Annotated in this window: 7 protein-coding genes; all 7 read left to right on the forward strand. The window is 72.6% G+C overall.

Annotated features, from left to right (window positions below; genetic code table 11):
- Positions 1-13: 13 nt before the first annotated feature.
- The 7 genes from mrdA (at position 14) to OG906_RS22590 (ending at position 13,492) form a co-directional block, all read left to right on the forward strand.
- Complete coding sequence (gene mrdA, locus OG906_RS22560) at positions 14-2,185, forward strand: penicillin-binding protein 2 (RefSeq protein ID WP_329445290.1); 2,172 nt, start codon at positions 14-16, stop codon at positions 2,183-2,185.
- Positions 2,185-3,384 carry a rod shape-determining protein RodA gene (gene rodA / locus OG906_RS22565; protein ID WP_329445292.1) on the forward strand — a complete coding sequence of 400 codons (1,200 nt, stop codon included), beginning with the start codon at positions 2,185-2,187 and terminating at the stop codon, positions 3,382-3,384. Before mrdA ends, rodA begins: the two co-directional genes overlap by 1 nt.
- 69 nt (positions 3,385-3,453) lie before the next feature.
- The gene (locus OG906_RS22570; RefSeq protein WP_329445294.1) at positions 3,454-5,043 is read left to right on the forward strand and encodes a CYTH and CHAD domain-containing protein; all 1,590 of its coding nucleotides are present in this window, start codon (positions 3,454-3,456) and stop codon (positions 5,041-5,043) included.
- Positions 5,044-5,123: 80 nt separating this feature from the next.
- A complete protein-coding gene (locus tag OG906_RS22575; protein ID WP_329445296.1) occupies positions 5,124-7,049 on the forward strand; it encodes a TIGR03960 family B12-binding radical SAM protein in 1,926 nt (641 codons plus the stop codon).
- A gap of 100 nt (positions 7,050-7,149) precedes the next feature.
- Positions 7,150-8,214: a hypothetical protein gene (locus OG906_RS22580; protein ID WP_329445298.1), complete on the forward strand. Its 1,065-nt coding sequence runs from the start codon at positions 7,150-7,152 to the stop codon at positions 8,212-8,214.
- A 127-nt stretch (positions 8,215-8,341) separates the two neighbouring features.
- The gene (locus OG906_RS22585) at positions 8,342-9,121 is read left to right on the forward strand and encodes a TIGR03936 family radical SAM-associated protein (protein WP_267798824.1); all 780 of its coding nucleotides are present in this window, start codon (positions 8,342-8,344) and stop codon (positions 9,119-9,121) included.
- A gap of 237 nt (positions 9,122-9,358) precedes the next feature.
- Positions 9,359-13,492 (forward strand): Rne/Rng family ribonuclease, encoded by a 4,134-nt coding sequence (locus OG906_RS22590; RefSeq protein WP_329445300.1) that lies wholly within the window; start codon positions 9,359-9,361, stop codon positions 13,490-13,492.
- Positions 13,493-13,697 lie beyond the last annotated feature (205 nt).

Raw genomic sequence — 13,697 nt, forward strand, 5'->3', positions numbered from 1 at the left:
GGGAGGAGAAGGCGTGAGCAACAACCCCGACACCGGCCGCACCTCCCGGGTGCGCATCCGACTCGTCATCATCCAGGTGCTCGTCTTCTCCCTGCTCCTCACCCTCGGCGGGCGCCTCTGGTACCTCCAGATCCGCAACGGCGACGAGTACTACCACGAGGCGAAGAACAACCACGTCCAGCAGGTCGTCCAGCCGGCCGTGCGCGGTTCGATCCTCGACGCGCGCGGCGTCGCGCTCGCCGACAACGAGACCCGTCTGGTCGTCTCCGCCAGCCGCACCGAGCTGATGAAGATGAAGGACAAGGGCAAGGGGGTCCTCACCCGGCTCTCGGACGTACTGGACATGACGCCGCAGGACGTCATGGACAAGGTCCGGCTCTGCGACTCGCGGACCCCCCAGCCCTGCTGGAACGGCTCCCCCTACCAGCCGATCCCGGTCACCAACAAGGCCACCACCCAGCAGGCCCTGCAGATCCGCGAACGCCCCGAGGAGTTCCCCGGCATCACCGCCGAGCCCACCGCCGTCCGCCGCTACGCCGCCCCCGGCGGCGCCAACACCGGACAGGCGCTGGGCTACCTCTCCCCGGTCACCGACGGCGAGATCACCCGGGCGAAGGACACCAACTCGCCCTTCCTGCGCTCCGACCAGGTGGGCCGCTTCGGCCTGGAACGCACCTACGACAGGCCCCTGCGCGGCAAGTCCGGCGTGACCCGCTACGAGGTGGACAACCTCGGCCGGGTCATCGGCATGGCCCGCAACGATCCCGCGATCCCCGGCGCCAACCTCGTGACGAGCATCGACGCGCGCGTCCAGGCCGTCGCCGAGTTCGAGCTGAACGCGGCCATGGTCGAGGCGCGCAAGCAGATCGACCGCAACACGGGCGTTCCCTACAAGGCCGACGCGGGCGCCATCGTCGTGCTGGAGTCCAAGACCGGCCGCGTCGTCGCCATGGCCTCCAACCCGACCTACGACCCGAACGTCTGGGTCGGCGGGATCTCCGCCAAGGACTACGCGAAGCTGACCGCCAAGGACTCCAACGTCCCGCTGATGAACCGGGCGATCCAGGGCCAGGCCGCGCCGGGCTCCATCTTCAAGGTGATCCCGACCGCCGCCGCCGTCAACGCCGGGTACAAGTTCGACGGCGAGTACCCCTGCCCCAGTTCGTACTCCATCGGCGGACAGGTCTTCAAGAACTTCGAGTCCCAGGGCCACGGCTCCATCACCCTCGGCCGGGCACTGGAGGTCTCCTGCGACACCGTCTTCTACGCCCTCGGCCACCAGCAGTGGCTGAAGGACGGCGGCCTCAAGCCGAAGAAGCACCCGGCCGAGATCTTCTACAAGACCGCCCACCAGTTCGGGCTCGGCGCCGAGACCGGCGTCGACCTGCCGGGCGAGGAGAAGGGCCGGGTCCCGGACCGCTCGTGGAAGCAGCGGTTCTGGGCGGCCAACAAGGACATGTGGTGCAAGACGGGGAAGAAGGGCGGCACCTACGTCGAGCTGCTGTCCTACGAGAACTGCCTCGAAGGCAACCTGATGCGCGCCGGTGACGCCGTCAACTACTCCATCGGCCAGGGCGACACCCTCGTCACGCCGATCCAGATGGCCACCATCTACGCGGCCATCGCCAACGGCGGCACCATGTGGAACCCGACCATCGGCAAGGCGATCATCAGCGCCGACGGCAAGCGGGTCGAGAAGATCCCGCCGCGCGCCCACGGCCGACTGCCGGTCACCCCGGAGACCCTCCGCAAGATGGACGGGGCCCTCGCGGGCGTCGCCACCGAGGGCACCGCCGCCTGGCGGTTCGGCGGCTGGCCGCAGAAGGAGATCCCGATGCACGCCAAGACCGGCACCGCCGAGGTCTACGGCAAGCAGACGACCTCCTGGTTCGCCACCTACACGACGGACTTCACGATCGTCATGACGATCTCCCAGGGTGGTACCGGTTCCGGTGCCTCCGGCCCCGCCGTGCGCAACGTGTACAACGCCATCTACGGTCTGGACATGGCCGGCAAGCAGGACGTGAAGAGCGCCCTGCTGATCAAGCCGGAGGCGAACCTGCCGACCATCCAACCCGACGGATCCATCGACGCCCCCGCGGTCAGGCCCTACGTGCCCCCGTCCCCGGAGGAGGTGCCCGCGCTCGCCGGGCCGCCCGCACCGCCCGCAGCAAGGCAGGATTGATGCAGACCGCGAACAAGTTCTCCGTATCCCGGTACGCCCCGGAACGCGGAGCCATGGCCAAACTCACCGCCCGGGACTCGGTGGTGCGCCGGCTCGACTGGCCGATACTCCTCTGCGCGCTGGCGTTGTCCTTCATCGGCTCCATGCTGGTGTGGTCGGCGACCCGCAACCGGACCTCCCTGAACCAGGGGGACCCGTACTACTTCCTCTTCCGGCACGCCCTGAACACCGGCATCGGCCTGGTGCTGATGATCGGCACGATCTGGCTCGGGCACCGCACCCTGCGCGGCGCGGTCCCGGCCCTCTACGGGCTCTCGCTGGTGCTGATCATCGCCGTGCTCACCCCGCTCGGCGCGACCATCAACGGCGCCCACGCGTGGATCGTGATCGGCGGCGGCTTCTCCATCCAGCCCTCCGAGTTCGTCAAGATCACGATCATCCTGGTCATGGCGATGCTGCTGGCCACCCGGGTGGACGCGGGCGACCTCGCCCACCCCGACCACCGCACCGTGGTCAAGGCGCTGTGCCTGGCCGCCGCGCCGATGGGCATCGTCATGCTGATGCCCGACCTGGGCTCGGTCATGGTGATGGTCGTCATCGTGCTCGGCGTGCTGCTGGCCTCCGGCGCCTCCAACCGCTGGGTGCTGGGCCTCATCGGCGCGGGCGCCGGCGGGGCCATCCTGATCTGGCAGCTCGGCGTCCTCGACGAGTACCAGATCAACCGCTTCGCCGCCTTCGCCAACCCCGAACTCGACCCGGCCGGCGTCGGCTACAACACGAACCAGGCGCGCATCGCCATCGGCTCCGGCGGACTCACCGGCTCGGGCCTCTTCAAGGGCTCGCAGACCACCGGCCAGTTCGTGCCGGAGCAGCAGACCGACTTCGTGTTCACGGTCGCGGGGGAGGAGCTCGGCTTCATCGGGGCCGGGCTGATCCTGGTCCTGCTGGGCATCATCCTGTGGCGGGCCTGCATCATCGCCCGCGAGACCACCGAGCTGTACGGGACGATCGTCTGCGCCGGGATCATCGCCTGGTTCGCCTTCCAGTCCTTCGAGAACATCGGGATGACACTGGGGATCATGCCGGTCGCGGGACTGCCGCTGCCGTTCGTGTCCTACGGAGGCTCGTCGATGTTCGCCGTGTGGATCGCGGTGGGGCTGCTGCAATCGATCCGGGTGCAACGGCCCCTTTCGGCCTGATCACCCGGGCGGCGGGTTTGGCTCCTGCCGACCTTCTCGCCGCCGGCCGGGCGGGACTAGATTCGATACATGGCCGAGACGAAGCGCGAGATCGAGCGGAAATTCGAGTTCACGCAAGCCGACGCGGATCAGGGGAGCGGTTCGGGCTCCCCTGACCGGTCCGGTCCCCCCGACCGGAAACCGGCCCGGGCGGAGCGCCCCCGAGTGCCGGACCTCACGGGCACCGCGGGCGTCGAGGCCGTCTCCCCCCAGGGCACCGTCGACCTCGACGCCGTCTACTGGGACACCCCCGACCAGCGGCTCGCCGCCGACGGGCTGACCCTGCGCCGCCGCACCGGCGGCGCCGACGCCGGCTGGCACCTCAAACTCCCCGTCTCCCCGGACGTCCGCGACGAGGTCCGGGCACCGCTCAGCGACACCGTCCCCGACCGGCTCGCCGAACTGGTCCGCTCCCGGGTACGCGACGGTCGTCTGGAACCGCAGGTACGGCTGCGCTCCTCACGCGAGGTCAGCCACCTGCTCGACGCCGACGGAGCCGTGCTCGCGGAACTGTCCACCGACACCGTCCGGGCCAGGCGGGGCAAGGCCAGGGCCACCTGGACCGAGGTGGAGGTGGAACTCGCCGACGGGGTGGACCCCGAACTCCTCGACGCCGTCGAACGGCGTTTCCGCGAAGAGGGCCTGCGGGTCTGCGACGCCCCCTCGAAACTGGCCCGGGCGCTCACGGAGACGGGCGGCGCGCCCCCCGCCCGGCCCGGGCCCGACACCGCCGAGGACACGGCCGGCGCGCAGGTGCTCCGGTACCTGCGCGAACAGCGCGACACCCTGGTCGCCCAGGACCCCGCCGTCCGCCGCGACCTGCCCGACTCCGTCCACCAGATGCGGGTCGCGATGCGGCGGATGCGCAGCGCCTTCAAGACGTACCGCAAGGTCCTCGACCGGGCGGCCACCGACCCGCTCGGGGAGGAACTGCGCCGGCTCGCCGCCGAACTCGGCGTCGCCCGCGACCAGGAGGTCATGGCCGAACGCCTCCTGACGCACCTCGGCGAACTCCCCGACACCCTGTGGCTCGGCCCCGTCCGCGGCCGGCTGCGCGTCTGGGACACCACGCGCGGCCACGCCGCCCGGCAACAGGCCCTGGCCGCGCTCGACAGCGACCGGTACGTCGCCCTGCTCGACGCCCTCGACGCCCTGCTGGCCGACCCGCCCCTGCGCGAGGCCGCCGGGCACCCGGCCGGGGACGTCCTGCCCCGGGCGGTGACGCACGACTTCGAACGGCTCGCCGGCCGGGTCGAGACGGCGCTCGACCTCGCCCCCGGACACAACCGGGACCTGGCCCTGCACGCCGCCCGCAAGGCCGCCAAACGCGCCCGCTACGCGGCGGACGCCGCCGTACCCGCCCTCGGCAAGCCCGCCGCACGCCTGTCCAAGGCCGCCAAGAAGGTCCAGACCCTGCTCGGCGACCACCAGGACGGCGTGGTCGCCCGCGAGGCCCTGCGCGCCATCGCCGTCCAGGCGGCCGCCGCGGGCGAGTCCGCCTTCACCTGGGGCCTGTTGTACGGCCACGAGGAGGCGCTGGCCGAGCGGAGCGAACGCCGGCTCCCGGAGGTCTGGCGCAAGGCGGCGGCCGTGCGGGACCGGGTCGACCTCACCGGCTAGCCCGTGATCTCGGCGGCGGGCGGCTGCCGGGCATCGGGGTACGCTTGAGAGTCGCCCCCTGCCCGCTTCACGAAAGTCGCGTGATGTCCGAGTCGGTCTTCCCACAGCTCGAAGCTCTGCTCCCGCATGTGCAGAAGCCCATCCAGTACGTCGGTGGTGAGCTGAACTCCACCGTGAAGCCCTGGGAGAGCACGGACGTCCGCTGGGCGCTCATGTACCCGGACGCGTACGAGGTCGGTCTGCCCAACCAGGGCGTCATGATCCTCTACGAGGTGCTGAACGAGCGTGAGGGCGTCCTCGCGGAACGCACCTACAGCGTGTGGCCGGACCTCGAAGAGCTGATGCGCGAGCACAAGGTGCCGCAGTTCACCGTCGACTCCCACCGCCCCGTCGGTGACTTCGACGTCTTCGGGCTCTCCTTCTCCACCGAGCTCGGCTACACCAACATGCTCACGGCGCTGGACCTCGCGGGCATCCCGCTGGAGGCCCGCAACCGCACGATCGACCACCCCATCGTCCTCGCGGGTGGCCACGCGGCCTTCAACCCCGAGCCGATCGCGGAGTTCATCGACTGCGCGGTCATCGGCGACGGCGAGCAGGCCGTCCTCGACATGACCGAGATCATCCGCGCCTGGAAGGCCGAGGGCCGGCCCGGCGGACGCGAGGAGGTGCTGCTGCGCCTCGCCAAGACCGGCGGCGTCTACGTGCCCGGGTTCTACGACGTCGAGTACCTGCCCGACGGCCGCATCGGCCGCGTCGTCCCGAACCGCTCCGGCGTGCCGTGGCGCGTGTCCAAGCACACCGTCATGGACCTCGACGAGTGGCCCTACCCCAAGCAGCCGCTGGTCCCGCTCGCCGAGACCGTCCACGAGCGGATGTCCGTGGAGATCTTCCGCGGCTGCACACGCGGCTGCCGTTTCTGCCAGGCCGGCATGATCACGCGCCCCGTGCGGGAGCGAAGCATCACCGGCATCGGCGAGATGGTGGAGAAGGGCCTCAAGGCGACCGGCTTCGAGGAGGTCGGCCTCCTGTCGCTCTCCTCCGCGGACCACACCGAGATCGCCGACATCGCCAAGGGCCTGGCCGACCGCTACTCGGACGACAAGGTGGGCCTGTCCCTCCCGTCGACCCGCGTGGACGCCTTCAACGTGGACCTGGCCAACGAGCTGACCCGCAACGGTCGCCGCTCCGGTCTGACCTTCGCCCCCGAGGGCGGCTCCGAGCGCATGCGCAAGGTCATCAACAAGATGGTCTCGGAAGAGGACCTGATCCGCACCGTCGCCACCGCGTACGGCAACGGCTGGCGCCAGGTGAAGCTGTACTTCATGGTCGGGCTGCCGACCGAGACCGACGAGGACGTGCTCCAGATCGGCGACATGGCGGTCAACGTCATCGCCAAGGGCCGCGAGGTCTCCGGCCAGAACGACATCCGCTGCACGGTGTCGATCGGCGGATTCGTGCCGAAGCCGCACACCCCCTTCCAGTGGGCGCCGCAGCTGAGCGCCGAGGAGACCGACGCGCGGCTCACCAAGCTCCGCGACAAGCTCCGCGGCGACAAGAAGTACGGCCGTGCCATCGGCTTCCGCTACCACGACGGCAAGCCCGGCATCGTCGAGGGCCTGCTCTCCCGCGGCGACCGCCGCATCGGTGACGTCATCCGCGCCGTGTACGAGTCCGGCGGCCGCTTCGACGGCTGGCGCGAGCACTTCAGCTACGACCGCTGGATGCAGGCGGCCGAGAAGGCGCTGCCCGCGTACGGCGTGGACGTCGCCTGGTACACGACCCGCGAGCGCACCTACGAGGAGGTCCTGCCCTGGGACCACCTGGACTCCGGTCTCGACAAGGACTGGCTCTGGGAGGACTGGCAGGACGCCCTCGACGAGACCGAGGTCGAGGACTGCCGCTGGACCCCGTGCTTCGACTGCGGCGTCTGCCCGCAGCTCGACCTCGACATCCAGATCGGCCCCACCGGCAAGAAGCTGCTGCCGCTCACGGTCGTGAAGTGACCGTCCTGCGAGTGACGCCCTTCGGTCACACCCGGTAACACCTCGGTCTCGACAGGCCCCCACCCGCAACGGTGGGGGCCTGTCCCGTGTCCCTACCTGCATGGAACCAGACAAGGGGCGACCGGCGAACGGCGGCGAGGGCTGCCTCGTCGGCGTCGTCCGCATCCCCGTGAAGATCGTGGCCGTGCTCGTCGTCCTGCCCGTACGAGTGGTGTGGGACCTGCTCGTGGCGTTCGGGCGGACGCTGAACCGGCACCTGTTCGGCCCGATCGGCCGCGGCCTGGGCTGGTGCCACCGCACCGTTGTCCGACCGGTGGCGCGCGCCCTCGGCCTGGTCCTCGTGACCCTGCTGAAGCTGGTGTTCGTCTGGCCCTGGGTCGGGCTGTGGCGGTACGTCCTGGTCCCCGTCGGGCAGGGCCTGGCCCGGCTCGGGAGCGCCCTGAGCACGCACGTGCTCGCCCCGATCGGCGGCGCGCTGCTGCGGTACCTGCTGCGACCCGCCGGCCAGGGGATCTCCCGGCTGGCCCGCGCCGCGTACGCCCACCTGCTCACCCCCCTCGGCCACGGACTCGCCCGCTTCCTCCCGCTCCTGGGCAAGGCCCTGTTCGTCTGGCCCTGGGTGGGGCTGTGGCGGTACGTCCTGGCGCCCGTCGGACGGGGCGTGGCCTGGACGGCGCGGTGGATCGGCACGGGTCTCGGTTGGCTGGCGAAGGCGCTGTTCGTCTGGCCCTGGGTGGCTTTGTGGCGGTACGTCGTCGCCCCGATCGCGGTCGGCGCGTACCGGTACGTGCTCGCCCCGGTCGGGCGCGCGCTGTACACGTACCTCCTCACCCCCCTCGGACACCTGCTGCGCGGAGCCTGGTACCTGGCCGGCCGGATCAGCCGCGCCCTCGGCCGCGGCCTGCTCCGGCTGTGGCGCGGACTCGTCGTCCGGCCCGCCCGCTGGGCCCACCGGCGCGTCGCCACTCCCGTCGGACACCTGCTCCGGGAGGTGTGGCGGACCTCCCGCACCGCGGTGCGGGAGGCGCGGGCCGATGTGCGCCGGGCGCTGTTCGGTACTCCTCCCGGGGAACCGGCGAGGTCACGGGCGCGTACTCTGGGTAGTACGAAAGCCGCAGGCAACACGCCCGCCCCCGAGATCTCCCTCCACGAACGGCAGGGGTGAGCCGGCCGGTGGGGCGTGGCCGGCAGGCTCACCAGACCTCAGGGCGACGCGCGAGCCGCGGAGCCCCGCACAAGGAGAAGAACCACTGGGCAAGCGACAGCCCGAAGGCCCGCCTCCCGCACCGGTGGTGCAGCGCATTCGACTGCGCTACACCAAGCGCGGCCGCCTCCGGTTCACCAGCCACCGAGACTTCCAGCGTGCCTTCGAGCGGGCCCTGCGCCGCTCGGAGGTGCCCATGGCGTACTCGGCCGGCTTCACCCCCCACCCCCGGGTCTCCTACGCGAACGCCGCACCCACCGGCACCGGCAGCGAGGCCGAATACCTGGAGATCGCCCTCGCGGCACCCCGCGACCCCGACAAGCTCCGGATCCTGCTCGACGAATCGATGCCGGTCGGCCTCGACATCGTCGACGCGGTGGAGGCCAGGACGTCCGGACTCGCCGAGCGACTGACCGCTTCCGTGTGGGAGCTGCGCCTGGACGGCGTCGAGCCCGCGGACGCCGAACGGGCCGTGGCCGCCTTCCTCGCGGCCGAGACCGTCGAGGTCCAGCGCCGCACGAAGAACGGCATGCGAACGTTCGACACGCGCGGCGCCGTGGTCAGTCTCGAAGCACATCCGGCCCCGGCTGATAGGCCTCTGGACCATGCTTGTGCGATACTGCGGCTGGTTGTTCGGCATTTGACACCTGCCGTACGACCCGACGACGTCCTGTCCGGTCTCCGAGCTGTGGCCGACCTGGCGCCGCCGGTCCCCGCAGCGGTGACCAGGCTGGCGCAGGGGCTCTTCGACGAGGAGTCCGGCACGGTGACCGACCCGCTCGCGCCCGACCGCGAGGCTGTCACGGCCGCCCCACCCACGGCCGCCGTAGCCGCCGACGCGAAGGCGCCGGAAGGTCCCGCCGCGTAAGGAACGCCGTTGTCGCGCCGCCCTGGCACTCGGTAGCCACCTGGGCCGGGCAGCGCACACAGACCTGAAGACTTCCGCCAGGCCGTACGGACAACACGTACGGAACCGGCGGCCATGAAACTGAGCTCCCGTGTGGCGAACGCGCCCCGGAGGCCGGTTCCGCGCTCATTACGCGGCGCCGTGCCGGACCGGATGTCAGCCGCGGCGCCCGGGAGCGTGACGGGAGAACCGCCCGCAATGCTCAACAACGAAACGTCTGAGAACAACCACACCGCCGGCAACGCCGACGGCGGAAGCCCCAGCGACAACCTGCCCCCGCGCAGGCGTCGCCGCGCCGCCTCCAGGCCCGCGGGCCCGCCCGGCGCCACCCCCGCCGAGGCCGTGACCGAGACCCCGGCCGCCGCCCCCGCCGAAGAGGCCGCCCCGGCCGCGGCCCCCGCGCCGCGTGCCCGTCGCCGTGCCACCCGCGCCGTGACCGCCCCTGCCGCTCCCGCCGCCGAGGCCGCCGCCCCGGCGCCCGCGGTCGAGACGCCGGCCCCGGTCGTCGAGCCCCCGGCCGTTCCCGCCGTGGAGGAGCCCGCGGCCCCTGCGCCGCGTGCCCGTCGCCGTGCCACCCGCGCCGTCACCGCCCCGGAGGCACCCGCCGCCGAGGTCGCCCTGGAAGAGCCCGCCGCCGTCGAGGACCCGGTCGCCCCCGCGCCGCGTGCCCGTCGTCGCGCCACCCGCGCCGTGACCGCCCCTGCCGCTCCCGCCGCCGAGGCCGCCGCCCCGGCGCCCGCGGTCGAGACGCCGGCCCCGGTCGTCGAGACCCCGGCCGTTCCCGCCGTGGAGGAGCCCGCGGCCCCCGCGCCGCGTGCCCGTCGCCGCGCCACCCGCGCCGTCACCGCCCCGGCCGCTCCCACGGCCGAGGCCGTCGTCGAGACCCCGGCCGAGGCCCCCGCCGCGGTCGAGACCCCGGCCGTCGCGGTCGCTGCCGAGGAGCCCGCCGCCTCCGCGCCGCGTGCCCGTCGCCGCGCCACCCGCGCCGTCACCGCCCCGGCCGCTCCCACGGCCGAGGCCGTCCCGGCCACCGCCGTCGAGACCCCCGCGCCGGCCGCCGAGACCCCGGTCGCCTCCAAGGCCACCGTCACCGTCGCCGACGCCGTGGACTCCCCGAAGCGCGGCGGCCGCCGTCGCGCCACCCGCTCCGGCGCCGTCACCCCGGCCGCCTCCGCGCAGCCCGCCGCCGAGGCCGAGGCGCCCGCCGCCCCGGCCCAGTCCCGCGCCGGCCGCCGCGCCGCGCGCCCCGCCGTGGCCGTGTTCCAGGCCCCGGTCTTCGCCGAGCCGATGTTCCAGACCCCGGAGACGGCCGCCATGGCCGCCGCGGCCGCTGCCGCCGCCGGCCAGGTCGACGACGAAGAGGACGAGGACGACACGGAGGTCGTGGCCGAGGCCGTACAGGCCCCCGCCGCCCAGCCGGCCGGTCGTCGCCGTCGCCGCGGTCGCGGCGCCGCCGAGCCCGCGGCCCCGGCCGTCGAGTCCGCCCCCGTCTCCCTCGCCGACGTGGAACTCCACGAGGCCGAGGAGACCGAGGCCGAGTCCGCCGACCTCGACGAGGACGAGAACGACGGCGACCGTCCGTCGCGTCGCCGCCGTCGCGGTGGCCGTCGCCGCCGTCGCGGCGAGTCCGCCGACCTCGACGAGTCCGCCGACGAGGACACCGAGGCCGAGTCCACCGAGCAGGAGAGCGACGAGGAATCCGCCGAGGACGACGACGAGTCCGACGACGGCGCCCTCGGTTCCAGCTCCAGCCGCCGTCGCCGTCGTCGCCGCCGCCGCAGCGGTGACGGCGGTACCGACGCCGACGCAGCCGAGGACGACGGCGTACGCACCGTCGTCAAGGTCCGCGAGCCGCGCCCCGCGCGCGAGCGCTCCGAGTCCGCCGGTTCCGGTTCCACCTCCTCCGACGAGGTCCAGTCCATCAAGGGCTCGACCCGCCTGGAGGCGAAGAAGCAGCGCCGTCGCGAAGGCCGCGAGCAGGGCCGCCGCCGCGTGCCGATCATCACCGAGGCCGAGTTCCTGGCCCGTCGTGAGGCCGTCGAACGCGTCATGGTCGTCCGCCAGGCCGGCGAGCGCACCCAGATCGGCGTCCTCGAGGACGACGTGCTCGTCGAGCACTACGTCAACAAGGAGGAGGCCACCTCCTACGTCGGCAACGTCTACCTGGGCAAGGTCCAGAACGTGCTGCCGTCGATGGAGGCCGCCTTCATCGACATCGGCAAGGGCCGCAACGCGGTCCTCTACGCCGGTGAGGTCAACTTCGAGGCGCTCGGCATGGCCCACGGCCCCCGCCGCATCGAGTCCGCCCTCAAGTCCGGCCAGTCGGTCCTGGTGCAGGTCACCAAGGACCCGATCGGCCACAAGGGCGCCCGCCTGACCAGCCAGGTCTCGCTGCCCGGCCGCTACCTCGTCTACGTGCCCGAGGGCTCGATGACCGGTATCAGCCGCAAGCTGCCCGACACCGAGCGCGCGCGCCTCAAGACCATCCTCAAGAAGATCGTCCCCGAGGACGCGGGCGTCATCGTGCGCACCGCCGCCGAGGGCGCGAGCGAGGACGAGCTGCGCCGTGACGTCGAGCGCCTCCAGGCCCAGTGGGAGGACATCCAGAAGAAGTCGAAGCAGATCTCGACCTCTTCGCCGAGCCTGCTGTACGGCGAGCCGGACATGACCGTCCGCGTCGTGCGCGACATCTTCAACGAGGACTTCTCGAAGGTCATCGTCAGCGGTGACACCGCCTGGGAGACCATCCACGGCTACGTGAACCACGTGGCCCCGGACCTGGCCGACCGGCTCTCGCGCTGGACCTCCGAGGTCGACGTCTTCGCGACGTACCGGATCGACGAGCAGCTCGCCAAGGCGCTCGACCGCAAGGTGTGGCTGCCCTCGGGCGGCTCCCTCGTGATCGACAAGACCGAGGCCATGATCGTCATCGACGTCAACACCGGCAAGTTCACCGGTCAGGGCGGCAACCTCGAAGAGACCGTCACCAGGAACAACCTGGAGGCGGCCGAGGAGATCGTGCGCCAGCTGCGGCTGCGCGACCTGGGCGGCATCGTCGTCATCGACTTCATCGACATGGTCCTGGAGTCCAACCGCGACCTGGTCCTGCGGCGCATGCTGGAGTGCCTGGGCCGCGACCGCACGAAGCACCAGGTGGCCGAGGTCACCTCGCTGGGCCTCGTCCAGATGACCCGCAAGCGGGTGGGCCAGGGCCTTCTGGAGTCCTTCTCCGAGACCTGCGTCCACTGCAACGGCCGCGGTGTCATCGTCCACATGGAGACCCCGACCGTGGTCGGTGGCGGCGGCAACGGCAAGCGCTCCAAGCGCCGCGGCGGCCGTACCCAGGACCACGACCACGACGTCGAGTCGATCGAGTCGACCGACACCGGTGACGCCGAGGTCTACGAGACCGAGGAGGAGCTGGCCGCCGAGGTCGCCGCGCCCCGCGCGCTGCCCGAGCCGGAGTTCGTCCCGGACGAGGAGCTGTACGGCAGCCGGGCCGAGGCGGAGGCCGCGGCCTCCGGCGTGAGCGGTCGACGCAACCGTCGCCGCGCCACCCGCAAGGCGACCGCCCCGGCGGGCGCCCCGCGCGGCGCGGTGGCCCCGGAGCGGGCCCCGGCCGTCGTGGCCGAGCCCGAGCCGGTCGTGGAGCCCGTCGCCGAGCCGGTGGCCGTCGTCGAGCCCGAGCCCGTCGCCCCGGTCGAGGCCGAGGTCGCTGCGGAGCCGGTGGTCGAGGAGGCCCCCAAGGGCCGTACGCGTCGCCGTGCCACCCGCAAGGCCACCGCCCCGGCGGGTGCCCCGGCGGTCGCCGCCGAGGCGGCCACGGAGCCGGAGCCGGTCGTGGAGGCCGCCGTCGAGCCCGTCGTGGAGCCGGAGCCCGAGCCCGTCGTCGTCGAGACCCCGGCCGAGCCGGTGGCCGAGCCCGTCGCGGACGCCGCTCCGGCCCGCCCGCGGCGCCGTGCCACCCGCAAGGCCACCGCACCCGCCGGTTCCCCGGCGGGCGCGGCCGAGGCGGCCGTCCTGGTCGTCGAGGCGGCTCCCGCGGCAGCCGAGTCGGAGCCCGAGGCGGCCCCGGTCGAGGCCGAAGCCGAGGCCGAGGCCCCGGTGAAGAAGAAGGCCGCCCGCAAGGCTCCGGCCAAGAAGGCGACCACCACCGCGGCGAAGAAGGCCCCGGCCAAGAAGGCGGCGGCCACCAAGACCGCCGCGAAGAAGACCGTCGCCAAGAAGGCCGCCACCACGGCCAAGAAGGCGCCGGCGAAGCGGGCCACGAAGAAGACCGCGGCGGCGGAGCAGCAGACGCTCCCGTCCGTCTCGGCTCCCACCGAGGCCTGATCCGCGTCACACCCGTGGGCCCCGCCGAACGGCGGGGCCCACGGGCGTTCCGGGCCCGGTTTGACCCCCTGAGACCAGGCCCGTAACCTAGACCGTCGGCATGTCCTAGATGATTTTCCGTCTAGTGCGCGTCGCGCTCCTGAGCACCTTCCTCCTCTGTACGTCCGTGTACGCGCCTCGCGCGTGCGCGCCGCCGGGGAGAGGC

The sequence above is a fragment of the Streptomyces sp. NBC_01426 genome (assembly GCF_036231985.1).
Classification (GTDB): domain Bacteria; phylum Actinomycetota; class Actinomycetes; order Streptomycetales; family Streptomycetaceae; genus Streptomyces.

Bases quoted from the DNA above. Each gene is read 5' to 3' on its own strand.
- rodA (WP_329445292.1), top strand. From the start codon at position 2,185: ATGCAGACCGCGAACAAGTTCTCCGTATCCCGGTACGCCCCGGAACGC.
- OG906_RS22570 (WP_329445294.1), top strand. From the start codon at position 3,454: ATGGCCGAGACGAAGCGCGAGATCGAGCGGAAATTCGAGTTCACGCAA.
- OG906_RS22580 (WP_329445298.1), top strand. From the start codon at position 7,150: ATGGAACCAGACAAGGGGCGACCGGCGAACGGCGGCGAGGGCTGCCTC.
- OG906_RS22590 (WP_329445300.1), top strand. From the start codon at position 9,359: ATGCTCAACAACGAAACGTCTGAGAACAACCACACCGCCGGCAACGCC.